Here is a 16,159-nt window from a genome sequence, read left to right as displayed (position 1 = left end):
CACCCCGCCGCGCGGACATCCACCACGGCACACAGGATGGTCGATACACAGTCGATCTTCCTAAGGCAGGAGCCGAGATGGCACGTGACCGGAATAAGCACCAACCGGCCCAGCCTCAGCAGGGCCGATCGCAGAAAGGCCGGCCCCAGCAGGGCGGCACAACCGGAACCGGAACCTCCGCCCGGGGCAAAGCCCTCGTCGCCGAGTTCCTCAAAGTCCACAAAGCGATCCGCGAGGAGTTGGCCCACCTGCGCAGCCTCGCCGAAAGTGTGGCGAACGGCACCCCCGGCAAGGAGGTGCACGCCAGGGTCGCGAAGCTGTCCGCCACCACACGGCTGAAGTCCTTGCAGGTCAACTGCATGACTTACTGCGGTTTTGTCCACTCGCACCACAACAACGAGGACCTCAACCTGCTGCCGTCCGTACGCCGGACCGTTCCTGAGCTGACCGGCGACGTCCGCCGCCTGGAGCGGGACCACCGCAAAGTCTCCGACCTGCTCGACCAGGTCGAGGGCACGGCCCGCGGACTCATCGACACCGAGGAGTTGCGGCCCCGCCTCGTCGCCCTGCTCACCGAGCTGGCCGACCTGCTGCTCGAACACCTCGACTTCGAGGAGAAGCGGATCGTTCCGGTGATCCGTACGTGGCAGAACTGGCCCTGGATCCGCTGAGCTGGGGTCGCTGACAGCCTTTTGGCCGGACTGTACGGAGCTGGTCAACCCTGGTGCTGCGCACCGAACTGGACACCGCAGCGGTCCTGGGCCAGCGCCCGCTGGAGTTCGGGGGCGACGCCCAGATGGGGGAGATCTCGGCGTTCGGCGACCTCTTCGATGAGAACCTGCGGATCCTGCACGCGGCCGGGATCGACCCCGTCGTGGGTTAGCCGGGACTGCCGCGGCTGCAATGGGCCGACGCAGGAGGCTGGTTGCCGGGAACGCCCCCACCGTCAAGGCTAGTTTCACTAGCATGAGCTGAGGTGTCGGTGTGTCGGGGGCCCGCCGCGCCGGCTTGCGGCGCGGCCCCTTGGAGCCGGGAGCCCCCGTTGATCCTCTGGTTAGCCATTGCTGCGTTCGGCGTGATCCTGCGTCAGGCGGACCGCTGGTGGAACATGCGCCGTCGCCCGCACACCGCCACCCTCGCCCAGGCCATGGCCCTGCAGCGCCAGCGCGCCAACAACATCACCCCCGCCCTGCTCCTGCTGGGCCAGTGGGTGCAGGTCCTGGGCTGGTGGGGCATCGCCGCCCACGGGGGCCCGCTCGGCTGCGCGGTGGCATCGGTGGCGGTGGCGGTGCAGTTGCGGCACCTGCAGGAGGTCTCGCACTTCGCCGTGCACGGCGTTCTGGCCCGCAGCGCCCGCGTCGGCAACCTGCTGAGCGAAACCCTGGTGCACCACCCGCTGGGTTTCGTCCCGGTGCCGATACGCCGCCAGCGGCATGTCCGCGACCACCACCCCAACGCCACCACGGAGGGGGCCGACCCCAACCTCACCGACCTCCACCAGGCCGGGTTGCGCCCCGGGGTGGGACGCCGACGCTTCGCCCTGGCCCTGCTCCAGCCGCTGACAGCACGCGGCCTGACCGCCACCCTGGCCTCCCTGGCGGCGAACCTGCGCCCGCGGCGGGGCTCGTACCTGCGTGCGGCGGCCTTCCTGACGGTAGCCGCCGGCGCGTACCTGGTGGGCGGCTGGACCGTCCTGGTGGTGGGCTGGGTGGTCCCTCGGGTGCTGCTGTACCCGCAGTTCGCATGGATGAGCCTGCTCGTGGAGCACACCTGGTTCGACCCCACCGCCCTAGCCGGTCCCCCCGCCGTGGTGGAGGCCGGGCGCTGCCTACGGCTGTACCCGCGCAACCGCTTCCTGGCCGCGCTGGCTGCCACGACCTGGCTGCCCTACGGCGACCTGCACCACTACGCCCACTCCGCCCACCCCGCCGTGCGCTGGAACTACCTCCCCGCACTGGAACGCCACCTGGGCCACCCCCACTACACCCCGGCCGGGCTCCTGCTCGGCTCCTCAGCCGTGGTCACCCGCCACCGCCGAGCCTTGGCCGCGCCCGTCACGGCCAACCTCCCCGCAATCGCAGGTGCCTCCCGGACCCGGTGATCTTCAGACGACGAAGTCAGTGTTCGAAGCCAGCGGCCGTCGAGCGGACCGGTTGGCGGGAGCGCGCGGCGAACTTGCACGGCAAGATCGTCCAGGCCCTCCGGCTCGCTCGCGCCGGCGGCGACGTCCAGCTGGGCTGCTATGTCCTGACCACGATGACCATGCAGTCGCTCCTGCGCGGGTTCGCCGGCGAGGCCGTCGATATGGCCCAGGGCGCCTATGCGCGGGCGAAAGGCCAGGCGGTGCCCCGGGTGCTGGCATTCACCAAGCTGATCGAGGCCCGCGCTCACGCCCGCGAGAACGACCCCCGGGCCGCCTCCCGGGCCCTGGCCGCCTCCGAGACGCTGCTGGAACAGGCGAAGCACGACAGTGGCGACGAGCCCGCGTGGATCGACTTCTATCACCATGCCCGTCTGTCCGCGGACGCCGCCGAGGTGTTCCGCGACCTGAAGAACCCCAAGGCCGCCCTGGCCTGGAACCAGCGGGCCGCCGCCATGCCGTCAGGTGTCTTCACCCGCTCGGTGGGCATGCGCCTGGCCATCGTGGGAACCGCCCACCTCCAGGCCCACGACCTCGACCTCGACCACGGCCTCGAACTCGGCCACCGGTCCGTCGACATCCTCTCCCGCGTCCAGTCCAGCCGGGCCCTGGACTACGTCCGCGAGTTCAACACCGCCCTGACCCCCTGGCGGCGCGAGCCGGCCGTGCGCGAATTCGTCCAGCGAACCCGCAAGGAACTCGGCGTCGCCGCCTGATGGTTCAACCGGCGGGCGGCTGAGGCTGGGTGGGCAGGATGCGGACGACGGGGTCGGGCGCCGTCAGCTGTTGCCGAAGCTGCCGGTTCTCCAGGGTCAGCTGATTGACCACCCTGACGAGGGCTTCGCGGTCAGCCCGCAGTTCGGCAAGTTCCTCCTGGCCCGCCGCGCGGAGTCCCTTGAGCTTCACGATCTGCTTGCGCAAGCGCACTTCGACGTCGCTCGGCTGGCCCCGCTCTTTGACCTTGTCGTAGAAATCGTTCTTCAGATCCAGGTGTCGTTGGGTGAGCGCGTTGCGGGGACGTCCGCCTCGGCGGCCAGAGCCACGACGGTCAGGGCGCCGTTGGAGCGTTCGGGGGCGCCGGCCAGGACGCGATCCATCGCGGCTCGGATGCGGTCGCGTTCGTCGAGGGCCGGGCTCACTGGTCATCCTCCTTGAGAGTGATGCGGGTCTGATGGTGCCGGTCGGCGGCTTCCTTCAGCCGACTGGCAGTCGCCCGCAGTCGCTTGGCTGTGACTTTGGTCGGCAAATGGTAGACATCGCGGGCACGGAACAGCAGACGGTCACACCCCCGGCAGACCCCACGCCCGCGCGACCAGTTCGTACGACGTCATCCGGGCGTCGTGCCCGTACACATTGCTGATCACCATGAGCTCGTCCACGCCCATGCGGTCCACCAGCTCGTTCATCCCGGCCTTGATCTGCGTCTCGTCGCCGACGATGTGCTCGCCCAGGTAGCTGTCGGCGAACTCGCGCTCCTGCTGCGTCCACGGATAGGCCTCGGCCTCTTCGGGCGAAGGCATCAGGCCGGGACGGCCGCTGCGCAGCTTCATCATCGCGAGCGCCTGGGAAAGCGCGAGGCGCTGTGCCGCTGCTTCAGTGTCAGCCGCGATGACACCAGCGGCGATCATCGCGTACGGCTCCTTCAGGTCCTCCGAAGGCTGGAAGGACTCGCGGTACAGCTCCAGCGCGGGCAGCGTGTTGCGGGCGCTGAAGTGGTGCGCGAACGCGAACGGCAGCCCGAGCATGCCCGCGAGGCGGGCGCTGTAGCCGCTGGAGCCGAGCAGCCAGACGGGCGGCCGGGCGGGGTTGTGCTCACCGCCCGGCTCGATGCCGGAACTCGTGCCCGGGACGGCCTGGATCCGGCGGTACGGATTCCCCTCGTTCCACTCGCCGGTGATGAAACCGACCAGTTCGCCCAGGGCCTGCGGGAACTCGTCCGCGGCTTCCGCTCCGGCCCCGCGGCGCAGCGCCGCCATGGTCACCTGGTCGGTGCCGGGGGCCCGGCCGAGACCGATGTCGATGCGGCCCGGGTGCAACGCCTGGAGGGTGCCGAACTGCTCCGCGACGATCAAGGGCGCGTGGTTGGGCAGCATGATGCCGCCGGAGCCGAGGCGGATGGTGCTGGTGTGGGCTGCGAGGTGCGCGAGCAGCACCGGCGGGGATGAGCTGGCGATGCCTGGCATGTTGTGGTGCTCGGCGACCCAGAAGCGGTGGAAGCCCCACGTTTCGGCGGCCTTGACCAGTTCGGTGCTGGTCCGCAGGGCCTGGGTGGCGTCGTAGCCGGTGCCCACCGGCGCGACGTCCAGTACGGACAGCCTGACCTCATCGCGTGTTCGCGGTCGTAGCGCCACGGTCTTGACTCCTTCGGCCCGCCTGCGGTCGCGGGACGTCCTGTCGCGGCCCAGGATGGGCCGTACGTGTTCCAGTCCGCCGACGGGCCCGCGTGGCGCTGTCGGCGTGTTCCGCCCTTGTGTCAACCAGGACGCACGTGTGTGTGTTCCATGCGGTCCGGGTGGTGGATGTCACAGGCTCCGGTACGGGAGTCCGGACTGGGATCCGCGCTGTGCTCCGAACTGGGATCTGAACTGGGATCTGAACTGGGATCTGAAAAAATATGGACAACGTACAGACAAGGCCCTTGAACCTTTCGGCGATACGCCTAGGTTGGGGGTAGTGGCCGGGTCCGACCCGGCGCCCGACAGCAGAGCCGGTTCTTCCCGCACCAAGCCACACAATCCGCTTTGGATGGGAAATCTGATGACCACTCAGCCCGATGCGCGGCCCACGACGACGACCGATGCCGGCATTCCGGCGCCCAGTGACGAGTTCTCCCAGTCGGTAGGCCCCAACGGGCCACTGCTGCTGCAGGACCACTACGTCATCCAGAAGATGGCGCAGTTCAACCGCGAGCGCGTGCCGGAGCGGGTGGTGCACGCCAAGGGCGGCGGTGCGCACGGTGTCCTGCGGGTCACCAACGACATCAGCCAGTTCACCAAGGCCGACCTGTTCCAGCCGGGCCGTGAGACGCCGATGTTCATCCGGTTCTCCACGGTGGCCGGTGAGTTGGGCTTCCCCGACACCGTGCGTGACCCGCGCGGGTTCGCGGTCAAGTTCTACACGCAGCAGGGCAACTACGACCTGGTCGGCAACAACACGCCGATCTTCTTCATCCGGGACCCCAGCAAGTTCTCGGACTTCATCCACTCGCAGAAGCGCCGGGCGGACACCCACCTGCACGACCACAACATGCAGTGGGACTTCTGGACCGGTTCGCCGGAGTCCGCGCACCAGGTGACGTTCCTGATGAGTGACCGCGGCACCCCGAAGTCGTGGCGCAACATGCACGGTTTCGGATCGCACACCTTCATGTGGGTGAACCAGGGCGGCGAGAAGTTCTGGGTGAAGTACCACTTCATCACCGAGCAGGGCATCGAGAACTTCACCGACGCCGAGGCCGGCGCGATGGCCGGCGCGGACCGCGACCACCACCTGCGGGACCTGCACAACGCGATCAAGCGCGGCGACCACCCGGCGTGGAAGCTGCACGTCCAGGTCATGCCGTTCGAGGCGGCGGCGGACTACCGGTTCAACCCGTTCGACCTGACGAAGGTGTGGCCGCACAGCGACTACCCGCTCATCGAGGTCGGCACTATGACGCTGGACCGCAACCCGGAGAACTACTTCGCCGAGGTCGAGCAGGCGTCGTTCGAGCCGTCGAACCTGGTTCCGGGGATCGGCGCCTCGCCGGACAAGATGCTCCAGGGCCGGTTGTTCTCCTACCCGGACACGCACCGCTACCGGATCGGCCCGAACTACCTGCAGTTGCCGGTGAACCGGCCGATCGTGCCGGTCCACTCGTACAACAAGGACGGGGCGATGCGGTACGAGAACTACGGCGACCCGGTGTACGCGCCGAACTCGTACGGCGGCCCGCAGGCCGACCCGGCGCTGTTCGCGGACGAGTCGTACAGCGTCACCGGCGAGATCGTCCGGTCCGCGTACCGGCTGCACGCGGAGGACGACGACTTCGGCCAGCCGGGCGCGCTGTACCGCAACGTCCTGTCGGAGACCGACCGGACGAACCTCGCGGGGAACATCGTCGGGCACATGAAGAGCGACGGCCCGGTCTCCCCGGAGATCGCGCCGAAGGTCATCGAGTACTGGACGAACGTCGACGCGGACTTGGGCTCGCGGGTGGCCAAGGGCTGGAGCGCGTAAGCCGAAGCCCGTAAGCCCAAGCCCGTAAGCCCGTAAGCCCGTAAGCCCGTAAGCGGGTCAGATCAGATCAGGTCAGGTCAGATCAGGGAAAGCAGAGAGCGCGGGGCCGCCCGGGGACAGTTCCCCCGGGCGGCCTTCGTCATTACAGGTACAGACCTGTCGCGCCCTCGTTGTCGGCCTTGAGGCGCTCCGCGGCCACCGCGTGCAGGTCCTTCTCGCGCAGCAGCACGTACATCGACCCGCGCACTTCGACCTCAAGCCGGTCCTCCGGGTCGTACAGCACCCGGTCCCCGGTCTCGATGTTGCGCACGTTCTGCCCGGCCGCGACGACCTCGGCCCACACGCACTTCTTCCCGACCTGCGCGGTGGCGGGGATGAGGATCCCGCCGCCCGAGCGCCGCTCCCCCTCGGACTCCTGGCGGACCAGGATCCGGTCGTGCAGCATCCGGATGGGCAGTTTCTCGCCCAGCGTCTCAGTGGCCTTCGGTGCGGGCTGCGGGGTGGACTTCTCAGTGGTGGGGGAACTCTCGGCGCTCACAGTCCGACAAGTTACCGGCCACAGCGCACTTGTGTGACATGGGGGCGGACCCTGTTCCCGGAACCGGCCCCGCCCCGCGCGGTCACTTCTTCTTGCGTCCCTTGAGCAGCACCACGAGCGCCACCAGGCTCACCACGCCGATGCCCAGCGGAACAAGGCGCTCCATCCGCGGCTGGCCGGTGTCCGGATCGATGACCTGCGCCCGTGCCTTGTCCTGGGCTCGCTTGGCGATGTTCGCCGGCTTGACCCGGAACACGATCTCGTCGAGCGTCCCGGCGAGGTTGTTCCGCGCCTGCTCGATCTCGGACTCGATCTGCGTGAAGCTGCGCGGGCCGTCGTTCTGCACGTTCTTAGCCTTGTCCTTCTGTTCCTGGGCCGAGCGCTCGGCCGGGGCCACCCGGGAGTGCTGTGCGGTCACGGTCACCGGCTTGCCGAGCGCGGCCCGGCCGGCCCGCTCCAGTTCCGCAGGGGTTGCCGCTTCCTGCCCGCCGCGTCCATCGATGCTCACAGCCGCCCGTCCTCTCCCGCTGCCCGACTGCCCTGACTGCCTCTTGTGCCCCAAGTCAACCAGGTCCAGCCCCATCAGTACGGCATCCGGGTGGTCCACAGGTCACGGAAGGCGTACGGAACCGGGCGCACAACGGTCGCAATCGGGCACAGCCATGCCGTACGGCAGCTCCAGGCGGTGCTTCCGCATGAGTGTGTCGTCTGAGAGGAGCTCTCGCGTGGGGCCGTCTGCGGCGATCACCCCGCCGGACAGGATCACCGAGCGCGCGCACAGTTCCAGCGCGTACGGGAGGTCGTGGGTGACCATCAGCACGGTGATGTCGAGGCTCTTGACGATGTCCGCGAGCTCCCGCCTGGAGGCGGGGTCCAGGTTGGACGAGGGCTCGTCCAGGACCAGGATCTCCGGCTCCATCGCCAGCACGGTCGCCACCGCGACCCGGCGGCGCTGCCCGAAGGACAGGTGGTGCGGCGGCCGGTCCGCGAACTCTTCCATCCCGACCTGGCGCAGCGCGGCGACGACCCGCTCGTCCAGTTCCGCGCCGCGCAGCCCCAGGTTGGCGGGGCCGAACGCGACGTCCTCCCGTACGGTCGGCATGAAAAGCTGGTCGTCGGGGTCCTGGAAGACGATCCCGACGCGGCGGCGGATCTCCTGGACGTTGGCCTTGACGACTGGAAGACCGGCCACGCGTACGGTGCCGAGCCCGCCGTCGAGGATCCCGTTGAGGTGCAGGACCAGCGTGGTCTTGCCCGCCCCGTTGGGGCCGAGCAGGGCGACCCGCTCACCTTTGGCGATCTTCAGGTCCACCCCGAACAGTGCCTGGTGGCCGTCGGGGTACGCGTAGGCCAGGCCTTCGATCTCAAGCGACGCCGTCATGTGTTCAGCCCTTTCACCCGGTCAGCCGACCAATCGCGCGCAAAACCAGCTCACCTGGTCAGCCAAACAGTCGTGCGCACAACCATCTCACCTGGTCAGCCATGCGGCCGTGCACACCAGGGCCGCCGCGACCGGCAGCAGCACAGCCTGTCGCCACTGCGCGGCAGCGGCCCGTACGTCCACGGTCTGGGGCATCACGCCCGTGTAGCCGCGGCTGAGCATCGCCAGGTGCACCCGCTCGCCCCGTTCATAGCTGCGGATGAACAGGGCGCCCGCCGATTTCGCGACCACCGGCAGCTGTTTGATGTTGCGTGCCTGGAAGCCCCGGGATTCGCGGGCGATCCGCATGCGCCCCATCTCGGAGGTGATCACTTCGGAATAGCGCAGCATGAACTGCATGATCTGCACGAGCAGCGGCGGCATCTTCAGCCGTTCGAGGCCGAGCAGCAGCTCACCCATGCGGGTGGAGGACGCGAGCAGGATCGACGCGACGACACCCAGGGTGCCCTTGGCGAGGATGTTCCACGCGCCGAGCAGTCCGCTCTCGCTGAGGGTGAGGCCCAGGACCTCGGTCTTCGGCCCTTGTGCGAGGAACGGCAGCAGTACGGCGAAGAAGACGAACGGGAGCTCGACCGCCATCCGCCGCAGGATGAAGAGCGGGGCCACCCGCCCGGCCGCCGCTGTGCAGGCGAGCAGCAGAGCATAGAGCCCGAAGGCCCAGAACTGCTCGCGTGGCGTCAGGACCACCGCGAACACGAAGGCGACGACCGCGACCAGCTTGGTCTGCGGCGGCAGCCGGTGCAGCGGTGTGTCGTTCTCGCGGTAGAGATTGTGCGCGTGGCCCGCCCCCATGGATCAGACCGTGTTCGCGGTGGAGTTGGTGGCCGTGGATTCAGGCGACCGGCGCTTGACGACCCAGAACATCCCGCCGGACACGCCCAGGACTAGCCCCACGCCGATGATCCCGGCCAGGCCGCCGCTCAGGCGTTCGTTGTCGACGCCCTTGACCTGGTAGTCCGCGACGGGCCCGTCGGCCATGGAGTGGTCCTTCTCCTTGGCGTTGATGCCCTTGTCCGCGGCGACCTTCTCCAGGCCGTCGGGGCTCTGCGAGGCGTAGAAGCTGAAGATCCCGGCCAGGAGCAGCGCCACCAGGCCACCGACGATCAGCAGGTGCTTCATCCGTACGGGCTTCTTTACGGGCTTCTCTACGGCCTTCTCTACAGGCTTCGTTTCCGTGCTCATGGCTCGCTCTTCTCCTCGTCAGACCTGGGCTGAGGTCGACGGTGCGACCGGTGCTGAGGTCGACGGTGCGACCGTTTCGGCGTTGGTACGGATGCGCAGCTCCGGGGTGATGCCACGGGCCGCGTAGACCAGGTCCGGGCGCACCGCGAGGATGCTGGACACGGCCACGGCGGTGATCAGCGCCTCGCCGACGCCGATGAGCACGTGCACGCCGATCATCGCTCCGGCGACCTTGGACAGCGCGATGTCGGTGGTCCCGCCGACCGCGTAGATCGCGGTGAACATCGCCGCCGCGGCCGGTACGGAGATCAACGCGCCGACGAACGCCGCCCCCGCGACCGAGCTGTTGCGCTTCGGGAGCACCACGAGCAGCAGCTTGACCAGGCCGAAGCCGACCACGGTGGTGGTGATGCCCATGACCGAGATGTTGACGCCGAGCGCGGTCAAGCCGCCGTCGGCGAAGAACACGCCCTGGATGAGGAGGACCACCGACATGCACAGGACCCCGGTGTACGGGCCGACCAGCACGGCGGCCAGGGTGCCGCCGAGGAGGTGCCCGCTGGTGCCGGAGGCGACGGGGAAGTTGAGCATCTGGGTGGCGAAGATGAACGCCGCGACCAGGCCGGCGAGGGGCGCGGTGCGCTCGTCGAGCTCCTTGCGGGCGCCGCGCAGGCTGATGGCGACGCCGGCGATGGCAACCGCTCCTGCGGCCACGGAGACCGGGGCGTTGATGAAACCGTCGGGTACATGCATGGGTGGGGACCTCCCCCGATGGGACGCGTCCCCGCCGCGGGGCAGGAGGCGGCGGGGCATTAGAGAAACCTGTCCATTTTATGAGCATCACGCACTATTGCAACAGTGTTGCAATAAGTGATCTCCGGCACTGGCTTCTGCGACCAGCGCGGGCGGGCCGGGGCGCGGCACTACCGTGGGACGCACCCACCTTCTTCTGGAGAGACCCATGAGCGAGCGACTGAAGGCCGGCGACACGGCACCCGCATTCACCCTTCCCGACGCCGACGGCAACGACGTGTCGCTGGCCTCGTACGCCGGACGCAAGGTGATCGTGTACTTCTACCCGGCCGCCCTGACCCCCGGCTGCACCAAGCAGGCCTGCGACTTCACCGACAACCTCCAGTTGTTCGCCGACGCGGGCTACGACGTCGTCGGCGTCTCCCCCGACAAGCCGGAGAAGCTCGCCAAGTTCCGCGAGAAGGAGAACCTCAAGGTCACCCTCGTCGGCGACCCGTCGAAGGCCTCACTCCTGGCTTACGGCGCCTTCGGCGAGAAGCAGCTGTACGGAAAGACAGTCACCGGAGTGATCCGCTCGACGTTCGTCATCGACGAGAAGGGCAAGGTCGAGCACGCTTTCTACAACGTGCGCGCGACCGGCCACGTCGCCAAGGTGCTCAAGGACCTGAAGATCGGGGCCTGAGGCTCTTGCGCAGCGGGCCGCGCCTTCCGGGTGCGGCCCGCCGTGTTGTCAGCACCTCCTCGTACTGCGGACGAAACAAAGGGACGCACGAAGGCCAGGTCACTTTTTCCCACTGCCAAGTTGCGGCAGCCACAGGTGAAGCGAAAGGTCTTCGCTTCACTCCAGTGTCCGCCGGTACCATGGTCCCAAGTGCCTGATCCGAAATTCAGAAATAGGGCATATGCGGCCGTACCCCAGAGGCTAGAGGGCGTTGGCTTAGGCCCAACGAGTCGTGGGTTCGAATCCCACCGGCCGCACACACAAGGGGCGTCCACCGACACGGTGGACGCCCCTTCGCGCTTCCGAAAAACCTTCAGCCCACCAGTTCCCGCACCGCCGGCGCCAGCGCCCGGAACGCCTTCCCCCGGTGGCTGATCGCGTTCTTCTCCGCCGGGGACAGCTCCGCCGCCGTACGGTCGCCGCCCAGGACCTGGAGGACCGGGTCGTAGCCGAAGCCGTTGGCACCGCGCGGGGCGTGAGTCAGGACGCCTTCGAAGCGGCCTTCGACCACCCGCTCGGTGCCGTCCGGCAGCGCGAGGGCGGCGGCGCAGGCGAAGTACGCGCCGCGGTGCCCGTCGGCGATGTCGGAGATCTGGGCGAGCAGCAGGTCCAGGTTGGCCTGGTCGTCGCCGTGCTTGCCGGCCCAGCGGGCGGAGAAGATGCCGGGCATGCCGTTGAGCGCGTCCACACACAGGCCTGAGTCGTCGGCGACTGCGGGGAGTTGCGTGGCCTGGGCGATGGCGTGCGCTTTGAGCAGTGCGTTCGCTGCGAAGGTCAGGCCGGTTTCAGCGACGTCGGGAACGGACGGGAAGGCGTCGACGCCGGTGAGTTCGACGCCGAGCCCGGCCTCTTTGAGGATCTGCTGGAGTTCGGTGACCTTGTGTGCGTTACGGGTGGCAAGTACAAGACGGCTCATGGATCCCAAGCGTAGGGGCTGGCCGGAAACACGCCAGACGTAAGCGGCGGCCCTGGATCCGCCGACGGCGACGGGCGGGATTGCCGGTAGCGGCCATGCACAGTCACGACAAAGAGGTCCAGACCGGATCGGAACGTACGGGCGGACTGTGCCCTGGATCACGTTCCCCGGGGGATGCGCATGCGTGCCCGACGCGGACCGGCGACCATCCGGTAACTTCTCCAGCGGGACTCTCTGTGGAGATTCCAGTTCGTTCCGTAGTGAACCTTTGTTCCTGCTTTTTGTTGTCTGCCCTGCAGTCGCACTCCGCTGCCGCCCTCAGCGCAGCAAACCAGGGATCGGGATGGATGGGATGAGAACAGCGATCAACACAGCCCTCGTGGATTCCGCCTTAGCCGAGAAGTTCGCCGACGAACGTACGTGCGTGATCATCACCTGTGAATCGCGCCTCCGCGGCGTGGCCAGCCCGGGGTCCCTCTCGGTGTACCTGGACTGCGCCGACCAGTTGGTCACCGACTGCGTCGCGGCACTGCGGAGCCACGACGACCCTGTGCGACCAGCTGAATCCCCGGTCCAGCCGCCGCTGTCCGCGGAGGTCGGCGGCTCCTCGTGCCGGGTGCAGACGCTCGAGTCGCTCAAGGCCGCCGCGATCGTCTTCGAGGTCATCGCGGCCGCGCTGGCGGCCGTGATCCCGGCGGATCCGCAGCACAGCGGGCTCCTGCCGCAGGTCCTCACCGTGCTCAACCGGAGCATCGCGGTCCGTACCCAGCTTGTTGTGGCGGGGCATGACCGGGTGCAGGAAGAGCTCCTCCTGGAGACCAGGATCCGGGAGCGCCGCAGGCTGGCCCGGGACGTGCACGACCGGATGGGCAGCGGACTGAGCCTGGCCGCACGGCAGTTGGAGCTGTCCCAGCTCTACCGTGACTCGCATCCGGACAAGGCCGCACAGAAGACCCTCGACGCCCAGCGGGTGCTCGACAATCTGATGCACGAGGCCCGCGGCCTGACGCGGCAGTTCAGGTCGGAGGGCGGCCAGGACCGGAGCCTGGCGCTCGCCCTGGAGAGCTACCTGCGCCTGCACGAGCACGCCGGCATGCGGTTCTCGATCACTGTCCACGGTGACGAGGCCTGCCTGTCGCAGGCGTTGCACAACGAACTGTTCCTCACCGTCCGGGAGTGCCTGCGCAATGTGCTGGCCCACTCCCGTTGCACGACCGCGACCGCTGATATCGACATCGTGCCGGGCCGGTGGGTCCGGGTCTTCGTCACCGACGACGGTGTCGGTTTCGATCTGCCGACCGCCCTCGCGTCGGGGAGGCTCGGTCTGACGGCGATGCGGGAGCGGATCGAAATCCTCGGTGGTGAGGTGCACTTCGCAAGCCGGCCGGGGTCTGGCAGCCGGACTGAGATCGCGCTCCCCCTCCCCGGCGCGGAGGCCGCCGCGTGACGGACGGGAGTCCGGTGCGCATTCTGCTGGCCGACGACCACACGGTTCTGCGCGAGACCCTGCGGGAGAGTCTCGAAGCGGAACCCGACATCCGTGTCGTGGGTGAAGCCGGTACGGGGGGTCAGGCGGTCGCGGCGGCCGCCGCGCTGTCCCCGGACATAGTCCTGCTGGATGTGGAGATGCCGGGGGCTCCGGTCCAGTCGACGCTGAACGCGCTCCTCAGGCTTTCGCCCCGGCCCGTCGTCGTGGTGCTGAGCATGCACGACGACCCGGAGCTCATCCAGGAGTTGCTCACCCTCGGGGCGGACCGCTTTGTCTCCAAAGGGGTTTCCCGGGCACAACTGCTCTCCGTCATCAGGGACTTGCAACCGGCCGGGGTGGTGGGCCAGCCGCCCCGGGCTGCTGCCGTGCCGTTGCTCTCGGTCCGGGAGCAGGAGGTCGTGGCGTGGGTGGCGCAGGCGTTGAGCAACCGTCAGATCGCGACCCGCCTCGGCATCACCGAGGGGACGGTCAAGCGCCACCTGCGCAACATCTTCGACAAGCTGGGGGCGACGTCGCGCCTCGACGCGGTGAACAAGGCGGGGCGGAGCACGCCGGCACAGCAGTGACAGCGGCGCCGGCACGGTGGAGTCAGCGCGTAACAGCACAGTGGTGACAGCACAGCGGTGACAGCACAGCGGTGACAGCCCGGCGGTGACGACACGCTCAGGCCCGGACCCCTGCCGCTGGGATCAGTAACGCATCGCGTACGCCAGCCGCTGCCGGACGGACTTCGCACGCCGCGCCTCGTGGTAGCGCGAGTCCTCCTTCAGGACCTCAATGCTGTCCCGGACGTGCTCCTGGGCGATGCCGATGGCTTCGTCCAGCGGCATGACCAGCGGGATCCCGAAGATCTCAACGATCTTCTCCAGGCGTTCCTGGATGCTGCCGCCGACGATGTAGTACGGCAGGCCCATGTCCTCAAGTGCTTCGAGGAGCAGGTCGTCGGAGAGCTTGCGGAAGGGCTCGGAGACCGGCCGGTGGCCGTCGGATTCCATGGTGAATTCGACGGGCAGGTGGACGTACGCGTCGTACAGCCGCTTGGCGCGGGCTTTGGTGATGTCGCCGTACGCGTCCATGTACTGCTGGTAGAAGCGTTTGGTCCCGAAGCCCGCGACGGCCTTGGCGCTGCGGAGCCACCAGGGGGCGCCCGGGTTGATGCCGGCGCGCATCCGGGCTTCGCCGTACACCCACTCGTGGATGACCGAGCCGTCGGAGATGAATGAATCAGGGCCGGCCTCGTTGTGGACCCGTTCCTCGAAGCGCCGCAGGCCGAGTTTGAGCAGTTCCATGGCGTTGAGTTCCTGGACCTGCTTTCCGGGAACGATGTCCATCAGGATCTCTCGTGATGTCATGGCGTGGGTCCGGGGAATCCCCGTGGCGACGGAGAGTGCCTCAGCGGTTGTGCTTTTCCCGCTGGAGAAGGTTCCTGATATAGCCAGCTTGATCCCGTTTTCGCGCATTCTCTTGTCCTTTTTCCGCAGACTTCGGGTGGATTTTTCAGGCACAACAGGGCATCCCGGATCCCCGAAGCCTCTATAAACCAACCAGAGTCAAAATCAGGAAGTCAATGTATCGAAGGAGACATGCCGGACTCCCGGAAGGGGACATGGTTCCGCTGAGGCAGCGCGGCTAGATTTCCGGCGAGAGCTTTCAAGCCTTCACCGAAGGGAATCAACTTCATGGGAATCGTCAGCGAGGACCGGGAGATAGCTTCCGCCGAACCGAAGCGGAGCAGGGGCTGCGGGACCTCCTTCCACTCCTCGGTCGATGATCTGCTCGGGCCGGCCGCCACCAGGTTCTTCGGGAGTGGGTACACCCGGGTCAACCACCGGATCGGCGGCATCCGGGTGCAGGACGAAGGAAACGAAGCGGGCACAGTCAAGGCCGTCGCCGAGCTTTCGTACCCGGACGACTGGTCGCGGAAAGCCACAGGCACCGAATTACGTCCGCACCTGAGCAGCGTCGACGCCGCAGTACTCGCCGTGCAGCTGGGCGAGATGTTCCTGACCCACGTCTACGGCCTGGACCAGGCGGCCCGAAGAACCATGTGGCTGCGCAAATTGACGGTGCGGGCGGGGAGTTCCCCCGAGGAGGATCTGAGCGGGCTTCCGCTGGAGGCTGCCGAGGTGAAGGCGTCGAGCAGGCCGGTCAGCCGCAGTTCGCGGGTGTCGGCCTTCGACTGCCTCATCGGCTCGATGAAGGTCAGCTGCGAGATCGAGCACGCCGCCGGGGAGCGACTGCGGGGCGGGGGCCGGTACGTCTCCTCGGAGTCGGTACTGGGCGACCCCGGGGAGCAGTATTACGGCCGGGGGTACAAATTCCGGCAGCAGACGATAGAGCGGCTCAGGATCGACCTCGGCCGGCAGCGTGCCGAAGGTGTGGCGCAGATCCGCACGAACCCCGGCGCCGTCGAACCGGCGGCCGGCTTGGAAGCCGATTTCCAGCCCATCGTCTCCGTCGTCGACTGCATTGTCGGAATAGCCCAGCTCGCCCAGGCCCTCTTGTACCGGATCGATGGTTTCGACCGGTCCGAGAGTCACACCCTGTGGATGCGCCGAATATCCGTCGAGGCGGAGACTCCGTACCGTCCGATGGAACTTCCGTTCACCGCGTCGACGTCGATCACGCGGAGCCGGATCCTCAACCTTGAGGGGAAGCCGTGGCGGACCGCGGACATGATGGTCGACCAGTACCAGGGGTTCCGGGCCACCTATTCCGTCGCGCACCAGCTGCCGGACTCTGAATCGGAAAACCGATAAAG

At 67.9% G+C, this 16,159-nt stretch carries 18 protein-coding genes, 1 tRNA gene and 1 pseudogene; 10 read left to right on the top strand and 10 right to left on the bottom strand.

The genetic code is table 11. From position 1 onward, the window contains the following. Window positions 1-77: 77 nt before the first annotated feature. The 4 genes from AC0Z36_RS09320 (at window position 78) to AC0Z36_RS09305 (ending at window position 2,856) form a co-directional block, all read left to right on the top strand. Entirely contained in the window at window positions 78-671 is a 594-nt protein-coding gene (locus AC0Z36_RS09320) for a hemerythrin domain-containing protein (protein ID WP_485462268.1), read from the top strand. Window positions 672-724: 53 nt separating this feature from the next. Then, window positions 725-883 carry a hypothetical protein gene (locus AC0Z36_RS09315; protein ID WP_485462267.1) on the top strand — a complete coding sequence of 53 codons (159 nt, stop codon included), beginning with the start codon at window positions 725-727 and terminating at the stop codon, window positions 881-883. 159 nt (window positions 884-1,042) lie between these two features. Beyond that, window positions 1,043-2,101 carry a fatty acid desaturase gene (locus AC0Z36_RS09310; RefSeq protein WP_485462266.1) on the top strand — a complete coding sequence of 353 codons (1,059 nt, stop codon included), beginning with the start codon at window positions 1,043-1,045 and terminating at the stop codon, window positions 2,099-2,101. Between the two features lie 74 nt (window positions 2,102-2,175). Then, window positions 2,176-2,856, top strand: a complete 681-nt coding sequence (locus AC0Z36_RS09305) for an NsdA family TPR-like regulatory protein (protein ID WP_485462265.1) — start codon at window positions 2,176-2,178, stop codon at window positions 2,854-2,856. A gap of 4 nt (window positions 2,857-2,860) precedes the next feature. Here the strand turns inward: AC0Z36_RS09305 and AC0Z36_RS09300 are convergent, their stop codons facing one another. The 3 genes from AC0Z36_RS09300 to AC0Z36_RS09290 all read right to left on the bottom strand — a co-directional run bounded on the left by AC0Z36_RS09300 (window position 2,861) and on the right by AC0Z36_RS09290 (window position 4,491). Beyond that, window positions 2,861-3,067 (bottom strand): hypothetical protein, encoded by a 207-nt coding sequence (locus AC0Z36_RS09300; RefSeq protein WP_485462264.1) that lies wholly within the window; start codon window positions 3,065-3,067, stop codon window positions 2,861-2,863. A gap of 53 nt (window positions 3,068-3,120) precedes the next feature. Then, on the bottom strand, window positions 3,121-3,279 hold the full coding sequence (locus AC0Z36_RS09295; protein ID WP_485462263.1) for a hypothetical protein: 159 nt from the start codon (window positions 3,277-3,279) through the stop codon (window positions 3,121-3,123). 141 nt (window positions 3,280-3,420) lie between these two features. After that, complete coding sequence (locus AC0Z36_RS09290) at window positions 3,421-4,491, bottom strand: LLM class flavin-dependent oxidoreductase (RefSeq protein WP_485462262.1); 1,071 nt, start codon at window positions 4,489-4,491, stop codon at window positions 3,421-3,423. A 406-nt stretch (window positions 4,492-4,897) separates the two neighbouring features. Between AC0Z36_RS09290 and AC0Z36_RS09285 the strand changes: the two genes are divergently transcribed. Further along, a complete protein-coding gene (locus tag AC0Z36_RS09285) occupies window positions 4,898-6,358 on the top strand; it encodes a catalase (RefSeq protein WP_485462261.1) in 1,461 nt (486 codons plus the stop codon). Window positions 6,359-6,500: 142 nt separating this feature from the next. Here the strand turns inward: AC0Z36_RS09285 and AC0Z36_RS09280 are convergent, their stop codons facing one another. The 5 genes and pseudogenes from AC0Z36_RS09280 to AC0Z36_RS09260 all read right to left on the bottom strand — a co-directional run bounded on the left by AC0Z36_RS09280 (window position 6,501) and on the right by AC0Z36_RS09260 (window position 10,272). Further along, window positions 6,501-6,803 (bottom strand): GroES family chaperonin, encoded by a 303-nt coding sequence (locus AC0Z36_RS09280; protein ID WP_485462294.1) that lies wholly within the window; start codon window positions 6,801-6,803, stop codon window positions 6,501-6,503. A 175-nt stretch (window positions 6,804-6,978) separates the two neighbouring features. Beyond that, the gene (locus AC0Z36_RS09275; RefSeq protein WP_485462260.1) at window positions 6,979-7,404 is read right to left on the bottom strand and encodes a DUF3618 domain-containing protein; all 426 of its coding nucleotides are present in this window, start codon (window positions 7,402-7,404) and stop codon (window positions 6,979-6,981) included. A 102-nt stretch (window positions 7,405-7,506) separates the two neighbouring features. After that, complete coding sequence (locus AC0Z36_RS09270; RefSeq protein WP_485462259.1) at window positions 7,507-8,277, bottom strand: energy-coupling factor ABC transporter ATP-binding protein; 771 nt, start codon at window positions 8,275-8,277, stop codon at window positions 7,507-7,509. An 87-nt stretch (window positions 8,278-8,364) separates the two neighbouring features. Continuing rightward, the gene (gene cbiQ, locus AC0Z36_RS09265) at window positions 8,365-9,129 is read right to left on the bottom strand and encodes a cobalt ECF transporter T component CbiQ (RefSeq protein ID WP_485462258.1); all 765 of its coding nucleotides are present in this window, start codon (window positions 9,127-9,129) and stop codon (window positions 8,365-8,367) included. Window positions 9,130-9,132: 3 nt separating this feature from the next. Continuing rightward, window positions 9,133-10,272 (bottom strand): annotated as a pseudogene (locus tag AC0Z36_RS09260) (energy-coupling factor ABC transporter permease). 208 nt (window positions 10,273-10,480) lie between these two features. Between AC0Z36_RS09260 and bcp the strand changes: the two are divergent. Next, window positions 10,481-10,954 (top strand): thioredoxin-dependent thiol peroxidase, encoded by a 474-nt coding sequence (gene bcp, locus AC0Z36_RS09255; RefSeq protein ID WP_485462257.1) that lies wholly within the window; start codon window positions 10,481-10,483, stop codon window positions 10,952-10,954. A gap of 222 nt (window positions 10,955-11,176) precedes the next feature. Continuing rightward, window positions 11,177-11,250, top strand: a tRNA-Leu gene (locus AC0Z36_RS09250). A 56-nt stretch (window positions 11,251-11,306) separates the two neighbouring features. On the opposite strand, the gene rdgB is transcribed toward AC0Z36_RS09250, so the two are convergent. Continuing rightward, entirely contained in the window at window positions 11,307-11,909 is a 603-nt protein-coding gene (rdgB, locus tag AC0Z36_RS09245; protein WP_485462256.1) for an RdgB/HAM1 family non-canonical purine NTP pyrophosphatase, read from the bottom strand. 379 nt (window positions 11,910-12,288) lie between these two features. Here rdgB and AC0Z36_RS09240 point away from each other — a divergent pair, with 379 nt between their 5' ends. Together AC0Z36_RS09240 and AC0Z36_RS09235 are read left to right on the top strand one after the other, a co-directional pair. Then, window positions 12,289-13,356 (top strand): sensor histidine kinase, encoded by a 1,068-nt coding sequence (locus tag AC0Z36_RS09240; RefSeq protein ID WP_485462255.1) that lies wholly within the window; start codon window positions 12,289-12,291, stop codon window positions 13,354-13,356. Next, complete coding sequence (locus AC0Z36_RS09235; RefSeq protein ID WP_485462254.1) at window positions 13,353-13,964, top strand: response regulator; 612 nt, start codon at window positions 13,353-13,355, stop codon at window positions 13,962-13,964. Before AC0Z36_RS09240 ends, AC0Z36_RS09235 begins: the two co-directional genes overlap by 4 nt. 123 nt (window positions 13,965-14,087) lie before the next feature. On the opposite strand, the gene AC0Z36_RS09230 is transcribed toward AC0Z36_RS09235, so the two are convergent. Beyond that, window positions 14,088-14,858, bottom strand: a complete 771-nt coding sequence (locus tag AC0Z36_RS09230) for an ATP/GTP-binding protein (RefSeq protein WP_485462253.1) — start codon at window positions 14,856-14,858, stop codon at window positions 14,088-14,090. A 219-nt stretch (window positions 14,859-15,077) separates the two neighbouring features. Between AC0Z36_RS09230 and AC0Z36_RS09225 the strand changes: the two genes are divergently transcribed. Beyond that, window positions 15,078-16,157: an AvrD family protein gene (locus AC0Z36_RS09225; protein ID WP_485462252.1), complete on the top strand. Its 1,080-nt coding sequence runs from the start codon at window positions 15,078-15,080 to the stop codon at window positions 16,155-16,157. Window positions 16,158-16,159 lie beyond the last annotated feature (2 nt).

The sequence above is a fragment of the Kitasatospora sp. UYEF31 genome (assembly GCF_057291755.1).
The sequence above is the reverse complement of the archived record's forward strand: the minus strand, read 5'-3'. Positions and strand labels throughout refer to the sequence as shown.